Origin of the sequence: Streptomyces apricus, assembly GCF_008369065.1 — a bacterium.
GTDB lineage: Bacteria > Actinomycetota > Actinomycetes > Streptomycetales > Streptomycetaceae > Streptomyces > Streptomyces apricus.
Map to the genome: position 1 here is coordinate 153,697 of NZ_VDFC01000023.1, position 22,504 is coordinate 176,200.

At 72.5% G+C, this 22,504-nt stretch carries 12 protein-coding genes and 1 pseudogene; 2 read left to right on the plus strand and 11 right to left on the minus strand.

Translation table 11 applies throughout. The annotated features are described in order from the left end of the window. Positions 1-17: 17 nt before the first annotated feature. The 6 genes and pseudogenes from FGF04_RS08035 to FGF04_RS08060 form a co-directional block, all read right to left on the minus strand. On the minus strand, positions 18-809 hold the full coding sequence (locus tag FGF04_RS08035; protein ID WP_149510542.1) for a carbon-nitrogen hydrolase family protein: 792 nt from the start codon (positions 807-809) through the stop codon (positions 18-20). A gap of 167 nt (positions 810-976) precedes the next feature. Then, on the minus strand, positions 977-2,194 hold the full coding sequence (locus tag FGF04_RS08040) for an MFS transporter (protein WP_149510543.1): 1,218 nt from the start codon (positions 2,192-2,194) through the stop codon (positions 977-979). Positions 2,195-2,436: 242 nt separating this feature from the next. Beyond that, positions 2,437-2,889, minus strand: a complete 453-nt coding sequence (locus FGF04_RS08045; RefSeq protein WP_149510544.1) for an Lrp/AsnC family transcriptional regulator — start codon at positions 2,887-2,889, stop codon at positions 2,437-2,439. Positions 2,890-3,046: 157 nt separating this feature from the next. Further along, entirely contained in the window at positions 3,047-4,489 is a 1,443-nt protein-coding gene (locus FGF04_RS08050; RefSeq protein WP_188114000.1) for a GuaB1 family IMP dehydrogenase-related protein, read from the minus strand. Between the two features lie 128 nt (positions 4,490-4,617). Continuing rightward, entirely contained in the window at positions 4,618-4,950 is a 333-nt protein-coding gene (locus tag FGF04_RS08055; RefSeq protein ID WP_149510546.1) for a barstar family protein, read from the minus strand. Next, positions 4,947-5,042: pseudogene (locus FGF04_RS08060) on the minus strand (ribonuclease domain-containing protein); the annotation flags it as partial. The pseudogene FGF04_RS08060 and the gene FGF04_RS08055, both read right to left, overlap by 4 nt. Before the next feature lie 131 nt (positions 5,043-5,173). Between FGF04_RS08060 and FGF04_RS08065 the strand changes: the two are divergent. Further along, positions 5,174-8,953: a CHAT domain-containing protein gene (locus FGF04_RS08065; protein ID WP_149510547.1), complete on the plus strand. Its 3,780-nt coding sequence runs from the start codon at positions 5,174-5,176 to the stop codon at positions 8,951-8,953. 10 nt (positions 8,954-8,963) lie between these two features. Next, the gene (locus FGF04_RS08070; protein WP_149510548.1) at positions 8,964-11,909 is read left to right on the plus strand and encodes a CHAT domain-containing protein; all 2,946 of its coding nucleotides are present in this window, start codon (positions 8,964-8,966) and stop codon (positions 11,907-11,909) included. 22 nt (positions 11,910-11,931) lie between these two features. On the opposite strand, the gene FGF04_RS08075 is transcribed toward FGF04_RS08070, so the two are convergent. The 5 genes from FGF04_RS08075 to FGF04_RS08095 form a co-directional block, all read right to left on the minus strand. Continuing rightward, positions 11,932-13,632 carry a CATRA conflict system CASPASE/TPR repeat-associated protein gene (locus tag FGF04_RS08075; protein ID WP_149510549.1) on the minus strand — a complete coding sequence of 567 codons (1,701 nt, stop codon included), beginning with the start codon at positions 13,630-13,632 and terminating at the stop codon, positions 11,932-11,934. Between the two features lie 10 nt (positions 13,633-13,642). Beyond that, positions 13,643-14,026, minus strand: coding sequence for a CATRA system-associated protein (locus tag FGF04_RS08080; RefSeq protein ID WP_149510550.1), 384 nt, complete (start codon positions 14,024-14,026; stop codon positions 13,643-13,645). A gap of 50 nt (positions 14,027-14,076) precedes the next feature. Then, the gene (locus FGF04_RS08085) at positions 14,077-17,190 is read right to left on the minus strand and encodes a tetratricopeptide repeat protein (protein WP_149510551.1); all 3,114 of its coding nucleotides are present in this window, start codon (positions 17,188-17,190) and stop codon (positions 14,077-14,079) included. 57 nt (positions 17,191-17,247) lie between these two features. Next, the gene (locus FGF04_RS08090) at positions 17,248-21,528 is read right to left on the minus strand and encodes a CHAT domain-containing tetratricopeptide repeat protein (protein ID WP_149510552.1); all 4,281 of its coding nucleotides are present in this window, start codon (positions 21,526-21,528) and stop codon (positions 17,248-17,250) included. 149 nt (positions 21,529-21,677) lie between these two features. After that, a complete protein-coding gene (locus tag FGF04_RS08095; RefSeq protein WP_149510553.1) occupies positions 21,678-22,241 on the minus strand; it encodes a Pycsar system effector family protein in 564 nt (187 codons plus the stop codon). Between the last annotated feature and the right edge of the window lie 263 nt (positions 22,242-22,504).

Genomic DNA, 22,504 nt, shown 5'->3' on the forward strand with positions numbered 1-22,504 from the left:
GGCCGGGGCCGGGGCTGTCAGACGAGGGAGCCGTAGAGACCGGGGCGGCGGTCCTTCAGGTACGGGTTGGCCGCGCGCGAGGCGGCGAGGAACGCCGGGTCCACGTCGCCCAGGACGAGTTCCTCCGTACGGCCCGCGCGGGCCCGGGCGCCGCCGTCGGGGCCGGCCAGGGCGGAGAGCCCGACGAACTCGAACTCCCCTTCCACACCGACCCGGTTGACGTACGCGACGTACATCTGGTTCTCGAAGGCCCGCACCGGGACGACCGACTCGGCGACGAAGTGGAACGGGTGCATCTGGGCGGTGGGCACCACGAGGAAGTCGGTGCCGGCGACGGCGTGCGCGCGGACGTTCTCCGGGAACTCGACGTCGTAGCAGATCATCAGGCCGATCCGGAGGCCGTCCAGCTCGGCCTGGACCACCGGCTCGTCGCCGGGGGTGAACCATTCCTGCTCGAAGCGGCCGAAGAGGTGGGTCTTGCGGTAGTTCGCGAGGCGCGTGCCGTCGGCGGAGATCAGCTGGGCCGCGTTGAAGACCGTGTCCGCCGCGGCACGCTCCGGGTAGCCGTAGACGACGGCCAGGCCGTGCCGCCCGGCGATCTCGGCGACCTCGTCCGCGGAGTCCCCGTCGGCGGGCTCGGCCAGCCGGTGCACGTCGGCGCCGATCGCGTAGCCGGTGAGGAACAGCTCGGGGGCGATCAGGAGTCCGGCACCCGCGGCGGCGGCGCGGCGCGCGGCCCCGTCGAGGACCTTGAGGTTCTCGACGACGGATCCGGGCAGGCCGGAGCTCTGGAGCAGGGCGGTGCGCATGGGTGTTCCTCACCGGGCGGAAGGGGTGTGGGAGGCCGTGAGGACGGCCAGGTAGACGGTACGGGCGGGCGGTTCGGGCGGACAAGGAGCAGCCGTTGCGCGCCGGTGGACGATTCGTTGCGTCCATCGGCGCGCGGACGGCGATTCGTTGCGCGGGGTGAGCGGCGTCACCTCCGTTTCGCGGTGACCGGGGCCTCGGCCGGTCTTTCGCCCCGCGCCGCGGCCACGGCGAGCGCCGTCACCAGGTAGGGCGCCGCGAACACCGCGAAGGCGGTGGCGTGGGTGGTCGCGGACCCGACCGTCGCGTAGAGGCCGAACACGGCGACCGTCGCGAGGTCGGTGCCCACCCCGGCCACCGAGGTCAGGGTGGCCCGCCCGGTGGTGCCGATACGGTCCTGGAGCCGGGCGTCGGCCAGCACGCTCGCCAGCTGGAACCCGCAGAAGGCGAGGGCCACCAGGACGATCCCGGCCGGGGTCCGCGCCCAGGCGCCCGCGGCGAGCGCCAGCGCCGAGCCGGCCAGGAGCAGGGCGAACCCGGTCCGGCCGAGCCGCTGTCCCGCACCGGCCAGCAACCCGCCGGCGGTCGCCCCGGCCCAGACCAGCAGCAGCCAGTGCGACACGGCGTCCTCGGCGACGCCCGTGTCCCGTACGAGCAGGGGGGTGTACTCGTCGAGCGCGCCCCAGACCGCGGTCACGGCGGGCACGAGGAGCAGGGCGGCGCGTACGGACCGGTCGGCGCGGGCCTCGGCGAGGCCGGCCCGCAGCGGCCGGGTCCACCCCTCGCCGGAGCCGCCCCGCGCATCCGCCGTGCGGTGCTCGGGGAACCGGGTCGCGGTGGCCGCGGTGAGCAGGCAGGCCAGCACACTGGCGAGCCCGACGGCCGGGTAGCCGCCGTATGCGAGGACCGGTCCGGCCAGCGCCATGGCCGCCATGACGGCGACGAGTCCCGCCGCGCGGGCCCGGCCGAGGACGCGCGCGTAGGCGTCGGCGGCGCCGAGCCGGTCGAGCTCCTCGTACACCAGGGCCTCCAGCGCGCCGGAACAGAGCGCGCCCTTGGCGCCCCAGAGCACGAAGCCGAGGGCGAAGGCCCCGTACGACGGGACGAGCACCCACAGGGCGAAGCCGGTGGCGGTGAGCAGCGGTCCGGTCCACAGGAGCAGCCGCCGCGAGACGGCGTCGGCCCAGACGCCGGACGGTATCTCCAGCACGACACCGGTGACGGACCAGAGGGCGAACAGCGAGGAGATCTGCCAGACGCTCAGCCCGGTGTCGGCGAAGAGCAGCGCGTACACCGGATAGAGCAGGACGAGGTCGTCGAGGAACGCGTAGGCGTGGAGCGTGCCTGTGAGCCGCCGCACGGAGGCGGCGGAGGAAGAGGGTGACATGGGGCCTTCCCGAGGGGACCACGAATTCGGACACCGCAGAAACGGCACCCGAGGCGGCCCTCGACAGGCACAAGCAAAAGATCAATGTCGCCAGGTCATACCGGAAGCCTAACCGCTCCTTCTGGTCGGTCCCAGTGGTTTACCGGCGCCCCTTTAGGGGCGCGGGGAACTGCGCGACAAGCCCCCACGCACCCGCAGCCGACACACGACCCGCACCCCACAACCCCGCTCCCCGCGGAGCGCTACGCCGGGGCCCCCGAGGAAAACCGCCGCAACAGAGGCGACAGCACCAGCACGGACTTCGTCCGCTCGACGAACGGCTCCCCGGCGATCCGCTCCAGCACCCGCTCGAAGTGCCGCATGTCGGAGGCGAAGACCTGGACGACCGCGTCCGCCTCCCCCGTGACGGTGGACGCGGCCACCACCTCCTGGTACCGCTCAAGCCCCCGCTGGATCGTCTCGGGCGAGGTCTTGCGGCGGCAGTAGATCTCGACGAACCCCTCGGTCTCCCAGCCGAGCGCTGCCGGGTCCACCCGCACCGTGAACCCGGTGATCGCCCCGCTGGCCCGCAGCCGGTCCMCCCGCCGCTTCACGGCGGGGGCGGACAGCCCGACCTCCTGCCCGATGTCGGCGTAGGAGCGCCGGGCGTCCTCGGCCAGGGCGTGGACGATACGTTCGTCGAGATCGTTCAGCACTGCGGGTGGGTCACTTCTCTTCGCTGGTCGCGCCGGTGGTGGTGGCTGAAGTAGAACACGGGCCCGGCGGGACCCGGCAGGACCCCGCCGAAGCTGCGGGGCCCTCCGGAGACGCGGGACCCCGCCGGCGTACGGCTCGGGTCCAGCCGGCTGCGGCTCAGGTCCAGCTGGCGTGCAGGGGCTTGCCCTCCGCGTACCCCGCGGCGCTCTGCACGCCGACGACGGCCCGCTCCGCGAACTCCGCGAGCGAGTTCGCCCCGGCGTACGTGCAGGAGGACCGCACGCCCGCGATGATCGAGTCGATCAGGTCCTCGACCCCCGGACGGGCCGGGTCGAGGAACATCCGGGAGGTCGAGATCCCCTCCTCGAACAGCGCCTTGCGGGCCCGGTCGTACGCCGACTCCTCCGACGTGCGGTTGCGCACCGCGCGCGCCGACGCCATGCCGAAGGACTCCTTGTAGAACCGGCCGCTCGCGTCCTGCTGGAGGTCGCCCGGCGACTCGTAGGTGCCGGCGAACCACGAGCCGACCATGACGTTCGACGCGCCCGCGGCGAGCGCCATGGCGACGTCGCGGGGGTGGCGCACCCCGCCGTCGGCCCACACGTGCTTGCCGAACTTCGCCGCCTCGGCCGCGCACTCCAGGACGGCCGAGAACTGGGGCCGGCCCACACCGGTCATCATGCGGGTGGTGCACATGGCGCCCGGTCCGACGCCGACCTTGACGATGTCCGCGCCGGCCTCGATCAGGTCGCGCACGCCCTCGGCGGCGACGATGTTGCCCGCGACGATCGGCACCTGCGGGTCGAGTCCGCGCACGGCGCGCACCGCGGAGATCATCGACTCCTGGTGGCCGTGGGCGGTGTCCACGACGAGCGTGTCGACGCCCGCGTCCAGCAGCTGCTTGGCCTTGCCCGCGACGTCGCCGTTGATGCCGACGGCCGCCGCGATGCGCAGCCTGCCCTGTGCGTCGGTGGCCGGCGTGTAGAGCGTGGCGCGCAGCGCTCCCTTGCGGGTGAGGATGCCGGCGAGCCTGCCGTCCCCGTCGACGGCCGGCGCGTACCGCCGGTTGGCCTGGTCGAGCCGGGTGAACGCCTCGCCGGGCTCGATGTCCGCGTCGAGCAGCAGCAGGTCGCGGGACATGACCTCGGAGAGCTGGGTGAAGCGGTCGACGCCGTTCAGGTCGGCGTCGGTGACGACGCCGACGGGGCGGCCCTCGCCGTCCACCACGACACCGGCGTCGTGCGCGCGCTTGGGCAGCAGGGACAGCGCGTCGGCGACGGTCTGGTGCGGGGCCAGGATGATGGGGGTGTCCAGCACGAGGTGCCGGCTCTTGACCCAGGAGACGACCTCGGTGACGACCTCGATCGGGATGTCCTGCGGGATGACGACGAGCCCTCCGCGCCGGGCCACGGTCTCGGCCATCCGGCGGCCCGCGATGGCCGTCATGTTGGCCACGACCAGCGGAATCGTGGTGCCGGTGCCGTCCGGGGAGGCCAGGTCGACGCCCTGCCGCGAGCCGACCGCGGAGCGGCTCGGCACCATGAAGACGTCGTCGTACGTCAGGTCGTACGGGGGCTGGATGTCGTTCAGGAAACGCACGTGCTGCACATCCCAGTCGATCAGAGGTGGCCCCCGGACAGGTCAGCCCGAGGGATGAGCACGTACTTCATTGTCCCACGGCAAGGGGTACGGGTGCCCCGGTCCGATCGTCCAGCCCGGTCGCGGGCCTACTGGTGGGATCCTCCAAGGGCCAGCGCCACGGTGAGCGCCGCGGTCCGGTCCGCCGCTTCGCCGAGGACCTCCTCGGCGGTCGCCCACTCGTCGGGGCGCGCGGTCGCGTACCCCCGCCAGCCGGTGACGACGACGAGCAGCCCGTCCTCGCCGGCCGCCGCGGGCCACACGGAGGGGTCGCCGAGGCTGTCGGCGAGCGCGTCCCAGTTGCGGCCGAACCAGTCGGGCAGCTCCAGGGCCCGTGCGCAGCGCTCCATGAGCCCTGCCTTGTCCACGACCCCTTCGAGATCCAGGGTGACCACGTGGCGGCCGAACACGCCGTGCGTCATCTCAGCACCGCCCTGAACGAGTCGTAGTGATCATCGGTGTAGTAGACCTCGCCACCACGCCCGCTGACAATGCGCCGGGCCCCGCGCCCTCGATTCGATCGGGACCGAACGGAGCCGGACAAAGACGGTCGCAGGCGACCGGGGGATCGTTTGACCGGGGCAATCTCTGTCGCATCCCGTCAACTGTGCTCCGCGGGTGGGCAGAACGAGCAGACTGGGGTGCGTGCCGGACATAGCTGTGGTCGTGGATCGGATGCTGGCCCGTTTCGATGTGTCTCGGTCGCCGGGGGTGGACCGGGCGCTGGCGTGCACGAACGGCGACCCGGGCAGCTGGCTGGTGCCGACCGCCGGTCTGCTGCGTGCTTCATGGAACGGGGAGGGCAAGGGCGCGGCAGCCGCTGCCGCGGCGCTGATGGGGCTGGCGCTGGACACTGCCGCCCATGACCATCCCGAGCGCGCCCGGTGGACACTGCACCTGTGGCTGGCCGAACACACCCTTTCGGCCCTGTACGGGGACTATCGGCTGTCCCAGGAAGTGCGTCACCGTCTGGCCGCACAGACCCAGCGCCGTGCGGCGGACGATCCGGTGGCGGTCGCGGCCACCTACCCAGATCTGCCGCCGCCCCGCCACTTCGAGGCGGTTCCCCCCATCGAACGCGAGGCCGAGCGACTCGTCGCCGGGTTGCCCCAGGACGACCTCAGCCGGGCCACGCTGCTGAACCGGCTGGCGCAGGCCGCCTACCAGCGCTACGAGTCCGGGAACACCGCGGCGCTGACGGACGCCTGGGCACGGGCGCGTGCCGCGCTCACCGCGGTCACGCCCGACCACATCGACGCGGCGGCGGTCGGGCGCACGGCCGCCTACGCCGGGGTCGCCTGGTTCCGTCTGCACCTCCAGGACCGCTCGGCCGTGGAGATCACGGTCCGCGCGGGCCGCCTCGCCGTGGACGCCGTCGAGCGAGCCCGGGGGCACGGCGCTCCCTACGACCGGTACGAAGCCGCCATCGGGCACTTCGTCCTGGCGACCGCCCTCATGTCGGCGTCGGCCGACCATCTGAACCTGGCGACCGTCGACGAGGCGATCGCACATCTTGAGGCGTTCCGGACCGAGGGGCCTCCGGACGACCGCGGCATGTACAACGTCAACATGGCGTCCATGCTGGGCGCCCGGGGCTTTCTGGCCTGGTCGCCGGAGGATGTGACGCGGTCGGACGAACTGTGGGCCGCGCTGGAGCGGGACTTGCCCGACGGTCATCCGATGCTGCCGCACATCGCGCACAAGCGGGAGGCCGCGACCAAGATGATCGGGCTGATGCGTACCGTCCCGTTCAACATGAGCAGGCTCGTCGGCGCCGTGAAGCCCCTGTTCGGCGACGTACTGACCGAACTGCCCCCGTTGCAGCTGGACGTCCCGCTGGCGCCGCCGGGCTACACGTCCCCCGGAACGGGGGCACAGCCGGGAACCGCGGGGTACGCCGGCGGCCGGGGCTTCCCCGACGCTGCCGCACAGCGATCGGCGTCGGCGGCACCGATGTCGGCCGCGGAGCCGGTATGGCCCCCGGGACCGGACGCCGTCCCCGACCCGGGCCCGCATCCGGGCCCCGGACCTGTCGACGAGCCGCACCGTCCCTCAGCACCGTCGCTCGTCGATCTGCCGCCGGACGCGGCGGCCGCGTGGCGCAGCATGGTGGCGTCCGACGGCACTCCCCTGGACCCGCGGCTCCTCGCACTCGCCGAGAAACAGTTGCGCGCCCGGCTCGCGCAACCGGGCCCGGACGACGGACGCGGCTGGACGGCTTCCGTACTGGTGCACATCCTGGTCGCCGGCTACACCCTCCGCAACGATCCGACGGATCTGGAGAGGGCCATCAGGAGCGGTGACGAGGTTCTGGCGGACCTGCCCCGGACCAGCGCCCACTACATCGACCTGTTGTCCACGGTGGAGGGCTACCGGCATTCGTACGGCGTCCTGCGTCAGCACAGCGAGACCGTCGAGCGGGCCGTCAGCGCCCTGCTCTGGGCCAGGGAGCACCTGCCCGAGGGCTCGCTTCCCTGGCTGGGTGTCTCGATTCCGTACGCACACGCGCTCTCCGACCTGTCAGGCCTGTTGCGCGACCCCGTCAGGTCGGCGGAGGCGGTCCGCATCATGCAGGACGTGTCCCGGTGGCTGGAGGGGCTGCCGGAGGAGGCGGCCGTCGTCGGCGCGGAGCCGGTCCGGGCGCGGCTGCGCTCGGCGTTCGACCAGGTCCACCGCGCCGTGCTCACCACCGATGCCTATGTGCGGGCCGACGACGACGCGTTCACCACGGCCGAGGATCAGTGGGACCCGGCGTCGGAGCAGTTGCTGCCGCCAACGGCGAGGTTCGAGAACGCACGGCTGGCACTCGGCCGCGCCATGGAAAGCCGCAGATGGGACCGGGCTGCCGATGCCGCCGCCGTCGCACTGGAAGTGCTGCCTCTGCTGACGTCACGGGCCCTGGACCGGGACGACCGCCAGGAGGCACTGCGCATCGCGATGCTGGGGCGTCGCTACATCATGGCCGCACCCCAGCAGGGCGCCGCGGGTCTGCCGGACCAGATCACGGGGACCAGCCTCGGCCGCACGGGGTGTGCCGTGGCCATCGCGGCGGGTCGGACCGAGCAGGCGATGACGCTGCTGGAACAGGGCCGGGCCGTACTGATGTCCCAGGACCTGGAGGCCCGCACCGACGTCTCGCACCTGGCCGAGGTCCTCCCCGAGGAGGCCACCCGATTCGCCGCCGTCAGCGAACGCATGCTGCGTGCGGAGAGCGGCAGCGCGGGTGAGGAGTCCGCGCGGGTGCGCGAACAGCACGCCGTGGCCAAGGAGTGGGAGCGGCTGCTGACGGACATCCGGGCACACCCCGCGTTCAAGCGGTTCCTGCTGCCGCCGACCGAGCAGCAGCTACTGGAGGAGGCCGCACAGGGCCCGATCGTCATGATCAACATCGACCCGCTGCGCTGTGACGCCCTCGTGGCCACACGACAGGGCGTCAGGCACGTACCGCTCGATGTGACGGAAGGGCGACTCGCGGACACTGCGCAGGAGTTCCTGGACGCGGTCGGCACGGACCGGGACTCGCCGCAGGAGCAGGAGCAGGCGCGCGAAGTCATCTTCGGCACGCTGGAATGGCTGTGGGACACCGTCGCCGAACCGGTCCTCGACGCCGCGGGTCTCACCGCGCCGCTCCCCCAGGACACGCCCCGGCAGGCCGTCCCACGGCTGTGGTGGTCGGCCTCCGGCCCTCTGGCCCATCTGCCGCTGCACGCCGCCGGGTACCAGCGCAAGAGCCAGCTCGCCGAGCGGCGATCGGTACTGGACCGGGTCGCCTCCTCCTACACCCCCAGCGTCAGGGCGCTGCGCCACGCCCGCCAGGCCGCGGCGCGCGGAAGGGCGGGAGGCTCGTACCTCGCTGTGGCACAGCCGACCGGAGGCGGCAAGGGTGCCGGGGCATCCGCCAGGGAAGTAGCTTCGGTCGCACAGGTGCTGACGGGGCTGCGCACCCTGGACGGCCCCGACGCGACCCCGGCTCGGGTGCTCGCCGAACTGCCCGCGGCCGCCCTGGTGCATTTCGCCTGCCACGGTGTGAGCGACGCGGAGAATCCGGCCGCGAGCCGTCTGTCGCTCACGGGCGGCCCGCTCAGCGTCGCCGAGATCTCCCGGCAGCGACTGCCGCACGCGCAGCTGGCCATGCTCCTCGCCTGCCACACCGCCCGCACCGACCGGCTGCCCGACGAAGCGATCCACTTGGCGTCGGCCTTCCAGGTGGCGGGCTATCCGCAGGTGATCGGCGCCCTGTGGGAAGCCGCCGACCCGGCATCGGCCCGTCTGACCGACCAGTTCTACTGCTCCGTCAGGGGCTACGGATCCGGCGTCGACGTACGCCACGCGAGCCGTGCCCTGCACGAGATCGTGCACGGCCTGCGGACCCGCTACGCCAAGTCCCCCGCCGTGTGGGCGCCGTACGTGCACACGGGCTGCTGAGGAGCGGCCGGTGGTCTCCCGGCCGGACGCCCACGCGCTGTACGAGGAAGGCGTCGCACTTCTGGAGGACGCCCGGAAGCGGCGTGACGAACGGCTGTTGTCGCGCGCCATCGGGCTGCTGGAGCGCTGCGCGGACGCCACGGTGGCCGCGCAGACGCGTGTCGCCGCGCTGTCGGCCCTGGACATGGCGTTGAAGACCCGTTACGCCTGGACCGGAGAGCTCGACCACCTGCGGGGCGCGACGGAGGCCGGCCGGGCGGCGCTCGACGTCCGTGGTGATGACCGTCCGGACCGGGCGGTGGCCATGGTGAACCTCGCCGACTCATTGCGCGTGCTGGCCGAACGAACCGGTGACGACGCCGCGTTGGACGAGGCCGTACGACTCGGTGAGGCCGTGGACGCCCAGGGCCACACCGATCCGGGGCTGCGCGTCGTGACGCTGAACAATCTCGGGCTGTGCCTGCGCGTGCGGTTCGAGGCCGGCGGCGACCTCGCGGACATCCGGCGCGCGGCCGTCGTCGGACAGCGGGCCGTGGACGCGATGCCGGACGGGTACGCCGATGCAGCGTCCGTGCTGTCGAACCTGGCGGGCGCCCACCAGACGTGGTTCGAGCGCACCCACGAACGCTCCGCCCTGGACCGGGCCGTGGACCTGGGCCGCCGAGCGGCGAAGGCCGCGCCCGACGGGCATCCGTCGCGGGCGAGCATCCTGTCGAACCTGGGGACCGCGTTGCAGATCCGCTGCGAGACCACCGGTGACAGCGCGGATCTGCAGGAGGCCATCGAGGTCGGCGGCGCCGCCGTGGAGACCACGGCGGCGCACGACCCCGCATTGCCGGTCCGGCTCACCAACCTCGGTACCGCCCACGTGACCCGCTTCGGCATCAGCGGCGATCCCAGGGACCTCGACGAGGCCGTCCGGGTACTGGAACGGGCGATCGCGGACACCGACGACGACGATCCCGCCCTGGCGGGCCGGCTCGCCAACCTGTGCGTGGCGGCCCGGCTGCGTTTCGAGGAGGGCGGGGCCGCGTCCGACCTCGACCTGTCCGTGACCGCCGGACGAAGGGCCGTTCGGGAGTGCCGGTCGGACCGTCAGCGTCTGGCCGGGCACCTGTCCAACCTCGGTGCGGCGCTGCGGGCACGGTTCCGGCTGCGCCAGGACCCCGCCGACGCGGAGGAGTCCGCAGCGGTCTTCGAACAGGCCCTGGACGGGAGCCCCACCGACCACCCGCAGCGTGCGGTCTTCCTGTCCAATCTCGGCGGAGTCCTGTACGAACACGCCGAGCTCGGCAGCCCAACGGCACCGGCGGACCACAGGGCTCGTGCGGTGAGCGCCTTCCGGGAGGCAGCCGAGATGCCCACCGCGCGGACCCGGGTGCGGGTGGCGACCGGCACGGCCTGGGGTCGGGTCGCGGCCGAGCTCGGCGACTGGAGGACCGCTGTCGAGGGCCTGGAACTGGCCGTCGGACAATTGGGCCTGCGCGCCCCCAGGGAACTGGGCAGGGAAGACCAGGAGCGGGAACTGGCCGAGCACGCCGCCCTCGCCTCCGACGCGGCCGCCTGCGCCGTCCGCCTCGGTGACCTCCCACGGGCGGTGACCCTGCTGGAACAGGGACGCGGCATCCTGCTCGGGCAGTCGCTGGACACCCGCGCCGACCTCACGGCCCTGCGCCGCCGCGACGCCGGCCTCGCCGACCGATTCGACGAGGTGTGCCGCGGCCTGGACAGCCCGGTGCCCGACCTGGGGCGTGCCGATGCCGGTCAGGAACGCAGGGAACTGGCCGACGCGTACGTCTCGGTCCTGCGGGCGATCCATGCGCTACCGGGCTTCGAGACCTTCCTCGCTCCGCCCGCCTTCGGCGAGTTGGTACCGCCGCCGGGCACCGGGCCCGCGATCCTGGTCAACGTGAGCGAACTGGGCTCGGACGCACTGATCGTTCACGGTGACGGCCCGTCCCTCGTCCCCTTGCCGCTCGCGACACCGGAAGCGGTGCGCACCCAGGTATCGGTACTCCTCACCGCCCTTGAGGCCATCGCGGACGAGGACACTCCCGACCGCGACGCACGGGAGAGGGAGGAGCGGCGCGTCCGGGGTGTGCTCGGCTGGTTGTGGGACGCGGTGACGGGGCCGGTACTGCGTCACCTCGATGTGGCGGCGACCGCTGATCCCGGCCGGCGGCCCCGTGTCTGGTGGATCCCCACCGGTCTGCTGTCCTTCCTGCCGTTGCACGCGGCGGAGCGGTTGCACACGGACGGGCACTCGTACGAGGGCGGAGCGCTCGACCGTGTGGTGTCCTCCTACAGCCCGACCTTGCGCAGCCTGTCGTTCGCCAGACGCCCGCAGCCGCCGGGGCGCGACCGTCTACTGGTCGTCTCCGCGGCGACCGTGCCGGGCCATGCGGTGCTGCCCGCCACCCGTCGGGAGGCCGCACGTCTGGACCGCCTGCCGGTGGCCAAGACGCTGCTGACCCTGGAGACGGCCACGCGGGACCGGGTTCTCGCCGCCCTGGCGGACCACAGCTGGGCGCATTTCGTGTGCCACGCCACCACCGACACCGCCTACCCGTCGCGCAGCGCCCTGGTCCTGCGTGACCACGGCGAGGCGCCGCTGCGGGTGTCGGACATCGCTGCGGCACGGCCGGCCGGTGCCAAGGTCGCCTATCTGTCGGCCTGTTCGACGGCGCAGGGTGCGGCGCTGCTCCCGGACGAGGGCATCCACATCACCTCGGCGTTCCACCTGGCGGGCTACCGGCAGGTGGTGGGCACACTGTGGCCGATCGACGACCATCCGGCCGGCCGGATCACCCGTGACTTCTACGAAGGGGTCGTCGTTGCCGAGGGGCTTTCGGCCGAGGCTGCCGCATCCGCACTGCACTCGGCGGTGCACCGTGCACGGAGGCGGACGCCCGGCCACCCGAGCGTATGGGCCGCGCACGTCCACGTCGGCGCCTGACGCCCGACAGCACCCCGGGGGGTCATTCCGGGACCCACAGCCAGGCGTGCTGTCGGAACTCCTTGACCTCGACCGCGCGCCGCTCGAACTGCCGCGCGTCCAGCCCCGGGTACCCCTCGCCTATGACGTACGCGTACAACTGCTCGGAGACCAGTACGGCGAGGTCGGTGTCGGGGTGATCGGCCAGGGCGCCACGCAGTACCGCGCTGTTCAGCAGTCGGCTGACCTCCACGATCGTGGACCCGGCGAAGCCGAGCGCGGCGAGCCCGACCGGCCCGAAGGCCGTGGCCATGCGCAGCCGCATCCGGTCGCGGAAGCGGGCGTTGTCCGCCACGAGGTGTGCTTGCCAGGAGAGGAGCAGTCTGGGAAGCGCCCGGTGCAGTTCCACCTCCACCGGAAGGAAGACGTTCATCCCGTCCCCGGTGTCCTGGTGGTCGGTCTCGTCCAGGCGATAGCCCATGTCATCGAGAACCTCCCGCACCAAGGCGGCGAGTCGCTCTTGCAAGCTCGCCTTCTCGGGGGAGGTACGACTGCTGTAGCGCTCGATGTCCACGGCGAAGCCCATACGCAGGCTGATGCGATCCGGTGCACCCCGGTGTGCGGTGGACGGGGACTCGGGTCGGCGGGTGCGGTCCGCATCGGGTGGGGCAGGAAGCTCCGGCTGTGCCCGCTCCGCATCGGTGGGACCTTGCTGGGCCAGTCGCCCGAACTCCCGGGCCACCTCTCGCGTTGCCTCCAAGTACTCGGCGTCGTCACTCAGTTGGCTGGCCAGCCACTCGGCGAGCCGCCGGTCGCTGCCGAACGGCTCGGCGAGCGCTGTGGTCATGTTGTCCACGGCGATCTCCACGGTTCGCCGCATGGTGCGCACGTCCCTGAGAGCGGACGCCAGGTCGGCTTCGTCCAGCCGCAGCCGGGCGAGGGCGGCGTAAGCGGTCGAGCCTCGCTCCAGCGCGGTCCGCACCTGCGCCACGTGGTCGTTCACCCTGTCGATGAGCCGCTTGAGCTGCTCGCCGTCTCCCCGTACCCGGGCCTGGTAGCGGAGTTTCGCCGCATGCATCAGATAGCGGGCCAGCGGCGGCATGGCCGGGTCGCCCTGGCTCCAGGTCCAAGCACTCAGTTCGGCGTCCTGGTCCCCAGGCGCGATCACTACGACGCGCCGCTCGGCCTGCCCGTCGTCGGGCGACACCTCCCACACGGCCAACCCGTCCCCGGTCGTCCAGCCCCGCTGCCACCAGTACGGAACGTGGTCGGCACCGGGCAGCACCGCGCGTACGTCGTGTGCGATCACATCGAGCGACGGGATCGACCGGTCGCCGAACTTCGCCTGGCAGACGCGTACGATGCCGAACAGCGCGTCCGTGCCGCCCGTTGCCAGCTCGTTCCACCACCGGTCGAACTCGACCCAGCCAGGCGGCGACGCGGAGCCGATGCGCAGGCGACGGGACCGGGTGTCCAACGGAGCGGCGAACACCATCGACAGGTTCACCACATCGTGCTCGCGGCGCACGACGGCCTGGTAGTCGGCCGCCCGGTCCTGGATCGCGGCCACGGGCCGTCCCGGTGTCAGCATGTTGGCGCCAGGCGGCAGGCCGGTCGGCAGGCCGGTGCTCGGGACCTCGTCGACCATGCCCAGTCCGTCCCGGCACCGGTTCCAGATGCCGTGGATCTGCCGGTAGGCGGCCTCCGCGTACGGGCCGTCTGTCGGTGCGAAGACGTGGACCACGACTTCCTGGTCAGTCAGTGGACGTACCGGCTCCGTCACCGTCGCCTCCCGGCCCGTCCGTGGAGGCGTCGGCCCGCTCCTCCTGCCGCTGCCGTTCCGGCTGCTGACCGAGTGTGTGTACCAGATGGTTGGCCCGGTCCCGGGTCCGCTCCGGTACCGGGATCAGCGATGTGCCGCCGATCCTGGTGACCCGCACCGGCCCGGTCAGTTCCAGCTCGGCGGTCGCCTCGCGCAGCGCGTCGCCGTCCCCCTGGGCGAGGGCGTCGGCGAGCGAGCCGACGATCGAGTCGACCCGCTCCCAGCGCTGCGGAGCGAGTTCCCACTCGATCAGATCTTTCAGGACATCGACGGCGTCGTCGCGCGCCTCGTCGTCGATCGGAACCTCACCGGGCATGTATGCCCCCCTTCCGCCGAACGCGTCGGCGTTCGCTCACTGTAGCTTCCTCATGACGCTGTGTCCGCTGCGTCGCGACTCTCCCCGCTCCGTGCGGTGATGGCATCTCCGGCGCCCACCACGACGAAGGCGGCCCAGGTCCAAGGGGAGCCGTACACCTGCGGGTGGCTGCGACGGACCTGGCGCTTGGCCGCGCCCAGCGCGACCGCGGGCGAGTCGCCGTGCCGCAGATGCCGGTGGAAGGCACGCATCAGACGGCGGGTGGGGGTGTCCGGTACGGGCCACAGGCTGACGACCAGACAGCGCGCACCGGCGTGGAAGAGCGCGCGGCTCATGCCGAGCAGCCCCTCCCCCGCGTGCATCCGACCGAGCGCGGTCTCGCACCCGGAACAGACCACCACCTCGGCGTCCAGGCCGAGTCCGAACATCTCGTACACCCTCATTACGTCGTCGTCGGCGACGTCCAGTACGCCGGCTGCGTCGGAATCGGCGCCGGTGGGCGGCTCGGCCGGGCCGCCGTCCGCATCAGGGGCTTTCCGCGCAGTGGGTCCGCCCAGGAGCAGGCCGGAGAACATCGGCTCGGTGTCGTCCAGCACCCCATGGGTGGCGAAGTGCACCACCGCGGCCCCGGCACTCCACCGGCGAACCGCCTCGCGATCCACCTCGGTGCCGGTCAGCGCCACCGCCCCGGGGCCGTGGTCCCCGGCGATCAACTCGACTTCGCGCGATCCCGGCAACGGGGAACCGGCGTCGGCCGGCCCGTCCGCGGCGCGCGAGCCGGTGACGCCGAACCCCGCGAAGGGCCGGGACCAGCCGCCGTCGGGCCGGGCGGGCGAAGAACGAAGTGCACCGAGCACAGTGGCGGAGGGAGCGTACGACACCACGTGCCCGTCGGCGAGCAGCCCGTCGCGCAGCGGAAGGATCTCCCACGGCAGGTGCAACAGCGGTCCTTCGGGGATCACGATGATGCGCTGCCCCGGCGGAATCCACCCCGCGACCGGGTCCAGCAGAGCACGTGCGAGGTCGGCAGCGGCGCGGTGGTCGTCGCCGCCGGGTGGCGTCCCGGCCCGGCAGCCCGCCAGCGCCCGGTCGACCAGTTCCCGCAGGCGCGCCTCGCCGAGCGGCACCCGTACCACGACATGGCCGTCGTGCCGGACCGCCCACAGCACGCTGCGCGCCACGCCCACGTGGTGGACCAGCAGGGTCGTCCCCGCGTCCACCGCCTGTCGTGTCTCGGCCAGCGTGCGGTGGTCCAGTCCGCTCAGCGCGGCGTACTGGGGGAATTCCTCACACATACGCAGCCGGAGCCTTTCCAGCCGCTCCTGCAAGGCGTGCCTGCGACCGAGCAACGTCTGCGGACCGGGGCGCGGGGCCGCGCCGCGCTCGTCCAGGACCGGCCGTCGCCGCCCCTCGTCCCGCGGGCCGACGTGCGAGCCGGTCTCCGCCTCGGCCTCGCGCAACCCGCGGTGCACCGCCAGGAGGGAGCGCTGGAGGTCCTCCTCCTCGGCGAGCAGGGCGCGCAGACCCTGCTCCGCGCCCCGGTCGGCCTCCGCACGCAGGACCGCCCCGCGGGCCACGAGGTCGGCCAGGCCGCGGACCCTGGTGCGTTCGGCGACGGAGAACGCCTGCACCACGTCCTCGGGGGAGCCGCGCTGCATGAGGGCGTGGACGAGATTGCGGAAGAGCTGGTGGTCCCGGGCGAAGCGGTCGTCCCGGGCCTGTGGCGGTCCGGCCCGCAGCCGCAGGCGTTCGGCGATGTCGACGGCCTCGGTGAAAAGCCGTACGGCGGTGTCCAGGTCGCCGTCCTCCTCGTGGAGCACGGCGAGGTTGACCAGGTCGACCACGGTCGGCTCGCCGTCGGGAAGGACACGGCGGTCCGTCTCCAGCGCGGTCCGGAAGTGAGCCGCGGCCTCCGCTCGCCGGTTGCGGCGGTGAGCGACCGTCCCGAGGTTGGTGTGTGTCACGGCGGTGTGCTGCGAGTCGGGCACCGTGGCCTGGAAAATGAGCAGCGCCTCGGTCCAGTGGCCCTCCGCCGTGGTGAGGTCGTCGTCGTGAGAGGCCAGGAATGCGAGGTTGTTGAGGTCCCGGGCGGTTTCCAGGGATCTCGGGGCGGCGGCGCGGTCGATGGCGAGGGCCCGCTCGAACGCGTGACGGGCCTGGTCGGCCTGCCCCAGGTCGACATGGACGGTGCCCAGATTGACCAGGTGGGTGGCTGTGCGTGGCGAGAGCGGCGCCCGGCGCAGGCTGACGGCGACGGCGGCCTCGGCGTACTCCAGAGCCGAGGCCGCATCGCCGCGCTCCTTGTGCACGAAGGAAATGTTGTTGAGGTCCGTGGCGGTCTCCATGGACTCCTCGCTCTGCGCCCGGTCGATGGTCAGGGCAGCGAGGTAGTGGCGCAACGCGCCTTCCAGGTCTCCGGACAGCCGTTGGACGTACCCGACGTTGAGGAGGTCGCGGGCGGTCTCCGGGGAGTCGGGGTCGGCGGCACGATGAATGGCGAGGGCGCGTTCGTAGTTCTCGCGCGCCCTGTCCAGGTCCCCGCGCTCCACCAGGACACCGGCGATCAGGCTGAGGTCGGTGGCGGCGGCGCCGGGGTCGGTTCGTTCGTCGATCTCCAGGGCCCGCCGGAAGAGGCGCAGTGCCTCGTCGTACTCCCCCGACGCGAACAGCACGGTGCCGATGTTGCTTGTGTAGGAGGCGACGGACTCGGAGGGCGCGTCGGAGACGGTCGCCTGTCCCAGGGCCTCGCGGTAGCGCCGTAACGCCTCGGTGAGGTCACCCTCGGCCTGGGCGACGGATCCCAGGTGGTTGAGGTGCCGTGCCACGCGCGGTCCCAAAGGAGTGACGGAGCACGTCAGGTCCAGGGCGCGGGTGAAATGCTCCTGGGCCTGCGGCAGTTCGGACTGACGCAGGTGCAACAGGCCGAGCATGTCGTGGACATAGGAATGAAACTCCACGAGGTCGGTGTGGGGTCCCAGGCCGTCGACGACGGCCCGTTCGGCGTACGGGAGCGCGCGTCGGTAGGCCTCGACGGCCTCGCGCTCCCGGTGGTCGGCCAGCAGATCCCGTCCTCGACGGGCGTGGTGAACAGCCGTCGACAGATGTACGCCTCCGTCCTCCGCCGCCTCGCCCGCGGGCTCGCCGACCGACTCCGTACGGTCCACCGCTCCCCCTCCTCCCGTCGCAACCCCTGCATCTGTCCCGCCCCTCGTCCCGTCCGGTCAGCCATCGCCCACGAGGACGAAGGGCGCCCAGTGGGACGGGCGTTCGGCGTAGCGGGCGTGGGTGCGGCGGCGCAGGCCAACCCGTGCGGCGAAGGCGTCGAGCTCCTGCGAGGTCGCGTCGCGCATCCAGGCCTGCGCCCGGGCCAGGGCGACCGAGGGCGGTGTCGGGGGTTCGCCCCGCTCGGGATCACCGTGCAGGTGGTAGTCGTAGATCCTGGCGACCAGCAGCGCGGTCGAACGGTCGTTGACCTCCCACAGGCTGCCGATGACGGCGGTGGCCCCGGCCTGCACCAGTCCCGCCGGCAGGCCCACCGACTCGTCCGGCAGGCGGGCCATGTCCGTCACCGCCGTCTGGCAGGCGGACGCGACGACCAGGCGCACTCCACGCAAGGCCTGTCCGTCGAGGAGGTCCCGCAGGGTGAGGTGTTCGCCGTCGGCCAGGGCCAGATGGGAGGCCAGCGGCTCCTCGGGGTCGTAGTAGCCGTGCCCGGCGAAGTGCAGGTGGGTGGCCGTCGACAGGGCCCGCAGCAATGCGTCCTTGGTGGCGGCCCGGCCGGTGAGGCAGTCGCCGGGAGTCGCGAACAGCTGGCGCACGGCGGCCAGTTCGGGTCCTGCCCAGGGCAGCGGCGGGTCGCAGGGGTGGGGTTCCGCGACGCCGAGCAGCCGCAGCGATTCTGTGGGGCCCGGTTCGGTGGTCCCGGCCCGGGCGGCGGCGAGCACCCTCGCGGACGGCACGTGGGAAACGGCGACGTCGTCGAACAGGTGTCGCGGCCGGCCGTCCACCAGGTAGCGGGAGGCATGGACGGGCAGGACACCGAGGATTCCCGTGGGCACCAGTACGGTCCGGGTGACGTCCAGCGCGCGCAGGCGTGCCGCCAGCGGTCCGACGAGCCGTGCTCCGAGCAGGTCGAGGAGCACCGTCAGGTCCTCGTCCTCCTCCAGGGACGGGTGCAGGGCCAGGCAGGTCAGGACTTCCGGCTCGCTCAGTGGGCACGGCACCGCTTCCACGACCGTCTCCGACCGCCCCGGCGGACGGCGGACGACCAGGCAGACACTGCCGTGCCGCGTGGTCGCGAGGTAGATCAACGGCAGTCCGGACGCCGTGGCCTCGTCCACTGCCGGTTCCGGAGTCGCCCGCATGAAGTCGCCGTAGGAAGGCAGCCCCCTGATCGCCTCAACTGCGGCGTTCAGTTGGGCCTGCGCGTCGGTCATCGCCGCGCGCAGCCGGCGCTGGTCCTCGGGCGACGCGGCCGTGGTACGTGGTTCCCGCTGCCGCGCCTCGACGGTACGGATGCGCCGGACGGCGTCCTGGTACGCGGTCACGGCGGCCTCGTGGTCGACGGACAGGGCGGCCAGCTCCGCACGGTCGCGCTGGAGCCGGTCGCCGAGTGCCCGAGCCCGGTGCTGCTCCAGAACGGCGGCTGCGCGCTCCGGGCGGCCGGCCCGGGCCAGGGCATGGGCGGCCTCCCGGGGCAGGTCGGCGGTCTCCGTGAGTTCGGCTTCCTTCCCGCCGGGCAGAATCGCCACCTGGTACAGCCGCTCGGCCGCGGCCAGGGCCTGTTCGTAGGCGTCGGCGGCGGAGACCCAGTTGCCGCGTTCCGCCTCCGCGTCGCCGAGGAGGCCCCAGGCGCGGCGGGCGTGACCGCTCGCGCCGGCCGCGGTGACGACCGGGACGACCTTTCGCAGGATGCCGGCCGCGTCACGGAAGCGTTCAGGGCCGCCCGGTGCGTCCTGCCATGTCATCCAGGCCCTGGCCAGTTCGGTGGCGGACTCGGCCCACTCCAGGGGAACGACGTCCGGGGTACGCACGTCGAGGCTGTGTTCCAGCAGGGCGATGGCCCGCCCCGGGTCGGGCCGGTCACCGCGGCGCAGGGTGGCGGCCAGGTTGTAACGGGCGCGCGCCGCCTCCAGCGGGTTCCCGTGCGTCTCGTACGCGCGCAGGGCCGACTCGTGGAGGGCGATGGCGGTACGGAAGTCCTCGGGGGACGGCTCGGCGCGCTGGACCAGGGTGCCGGCCAGGTTGTCGGCGATGGCGGCGTGCATCAGCGGGTCCTCGTCGGCGGGGGCCAGGTCGAGCGCCCGCCGGTACCACGTCACCGCCTCGTCCAGGGACGTCCTTCCCTCTTCGTCCCTCACGGCCGCGTTGGCCAGGGCGTCGGCGACGGCGGTGGCGGCGTTCGCCATGTCATGGCGCTGCCCGAGTTGCTCGGACAGGTCGAAGGCGGCCCGCGCGTGGCGCAACGCGGTGCTGTGGTTGCCGTCGTGATCCCCCCGCACCCGCATGCGGTAGCAGCGGCTGAGGTTGGTCAGGGCCGCGACCCGTTGGCGCGGGCCCAGTTCACGCATGTTCAGGGCCTGTTCCAGCTGGCGGCGCCCCAGTTCGAGGGAGTCGGGGTCGGCTGCCAGGGCCGGATCGGACAGGACGAGGCCCACGTTGTTCTGTACGGCGGCCCAGCGGTCCGGATGGTCGCTTCTGGTGAACACCGTCAGGGCGGCGGTGTGGCGGGCCAGCGCTCGGCGCAGGTTGCGTACCCGGTCGTGCGGGTATTCCCAGTAGGCGTTGGCCAGGTTGACCATGGTCGCCGCCCACTCCACAGGGGCTGTGCGGCGCCGGTAGTGGGTGAGAGCCGCGCGGAATGCACCCTGCGCACGGTCGATGTTGTCGCCCTTGTCGCCCAGGCGGCGGGCCCGCCAGACCGACCCCAGGAACGTCTGTGTCGCCGCCCATTTGTCGCGCGCCTCGGGCCGGTCGAGCAACCGCAGCGCGTCCTCGGCGAGCCGGATGGCCCGTTCGTGGTCGGGCTCGCCGGTGTCGGCCGCGTACAACCGGGCCAACTCGGCCAGGTGGAGTCCGTGTACGGCGGGGAAGCGATCGGCAGGCACCACATCGAGGAGCCGCTGCAGAAGGGGCTCGCGTCGCTCCGGCCGATCCGTTGTCAGCAGCCGCAGCAGCAGATCGGGAAGCTCGGCAGGCAGCCGGTCGGCGGTGTCCCCGGCGACCCGACTGGTCTCCGCCCAGTCGATACGGCGCCAGTCGGCAAGCGCTCCGTCCGGTCGGCGCGCGAGATGGTCCAGCGCGGCGTCCATCACCCCGGCCCTCTCGTCCGCCTTCGCCAGATGGTCCCGGACGGCATCCATGGCCTCAGAACTCCCAGTCCCCTCACTCTCGTTGACAAGGTCCCTCTCCTCGACCAGGTCACGCAGCGCGGACGCCATGGCCTGTACGTCTTCGGAACCACCTTCCGACAGCAGGCCGTGCCGCGCGGCTTCCGAGTTCTCCGCGTCCCCGGTGTCACCCGGTCCGACCTCGCTCTCGTGCCCGACCGTGTTCTCGTGTCCGACTGCGGCACGGTCGCCGATCAGTACGTCGACGGTGTCGCGTTGGCGGATCAGCATCTGGAGCGCGAGCCCTCCCAGCAGCGCGGGATACCGGGAGACCGCCGCTGTGCGATCTTCCTCTGTCCGTGCGGCCAGCAGCGCCGACAAGGCCTCCTCCGCCTCCACGACCGCGTGCAACTGCTCGATCTCCCGCACCGTCGCGTCGCCGGACGCCCGCGCCCTGTCCAGGGCCCGTTCGGCGGCAGCCCGCGCGCCCGACGTTTTCCCCTCACGCCGGTGGAGCAGGGCGGCGGTGTGCAGTGCTTCCACCGCCTCGTGCACGGCCCCCACCGCGTCGAAGAGCCGCACGGCGTCGTCGAGCGAGCGCAACGCGTCCTCGTTCGCATGGCGTTCGGCCTCGGCCGCCGCGATCAGCCGCAGCGCCCGGGCTTCCTGTACGTGGTCCCCGATGTCATGGAACAACGTCCGGGCCCGGCGAGCGTAGCTCTCGGCCTCGACGGGTGCCCCGAGTTGGTGCAACAGGGGCGCCAGATCCCCCAGTGTGCGAGCCTCCCCGGCGATGTGCCCCGCGCTCCGGTAGGCGAGCACGGCCTGTTGCAACAACTCGGTGGCCTCCGGCAGATCACCATGGTGATGGCGCAGCTGCCCCAGGTGGGCCAGCGCCGCCGCACGGGCTCGCCGGTCACCCGACTCGGTGGCCAGTTCCTCGGCTCGGCGGAACGCCTCCTTCGCCTCGGTATCACGTTCCATCCGCTGCAGCGCGGCGCCGAGGCTCTGCGACAGGTCCACCCGGTCTGCCATGGAATCCAGGCGGACGGCGGCATCGAGGCCCAGACGGCTCGTGTCGGCCGTGCCCTTCCAGTCGTGGACCGCCACCAGGAACGGGATCAACTGCCGGATGACGTCCAGGACGCCTTCATCGTTCCCGTCATCGGCCAACGCCGCGAGAACTGTGGACAGTTCAGGCCAAGCCGCGCGAAACCATGTCAGCGACTCCTGCCGCTCACCGTCGGGGCCGGCCGGTCGGGTCAGTGCGGCGAACATCCGCGGCAGCGTGTCCAATTCGGGAGATCGGCCCTTGCCCACCGCTACCCCAGCGTCTCGGCCGCGCTGAGAATCGCCGCCACCGCCACGGCCGTCAGGGCGAACAACAGCAACACGATGCTGCGGCCGACCCATCGGTACTTGCGTCGGGCCACGAGCGCGTTGGCCCAGACCTGGTCGGCGACAGCAGCGACCAACGCGTCCTCGTCCCGCAGCAATTCACTCAACCGGTCGCGGTAGTCGGCATGACTCGTGGGGTGCTCGCGGCCTATGTGGTCGTAGAACAACAGACTGGTGGGCTCGGTGCCGCCGGAGAGCCGTTGCCTGGGCCACAGCACCAGGCCGGCGGTGAGCCCGGCCGCCACCGTACAGACGGCGGACACCACAGCCGCAGCGGCGAACCAAGGCGAGTGGTCCCACCGGTCCCCGCCACCAGCGACCAGGCTGTACAGGACACCACCGACCACTCCGGCCGCCGCCATGATCGTGGCGGCCTTGGTCTCCGCGTGTTTGGTCCAGTCCCGGATGACCTCCAGGACCCGCCAAGCGTTCTCCGGCCCCGTCTGCTGCTGCCCAACGGCCATCGCCGTCATACATTCCCGTGCCATCGCTCGGCTCCCCTCCGCGGATCGGCTCCAGGCAGGCGGCTGGGAAGTCCGGCGCCACGCGTCGGCTGCCCGCTCCGCTCGGCAGCACCCTTCCCCTGGAGGCAGGTGTGCGCGCCCCACCTATCGTTTCCAGCAGATGACTGATTCATACCCTTGGGGCCATGTGGGGCTGTTGCGACAGGATGACCGGTTGTGCGCCGAGGTGTATCCGCAGGGTCGCGAGCTTCCGGAGCCTTGGCCCGGCAGCGGGTCCGACGACGTCG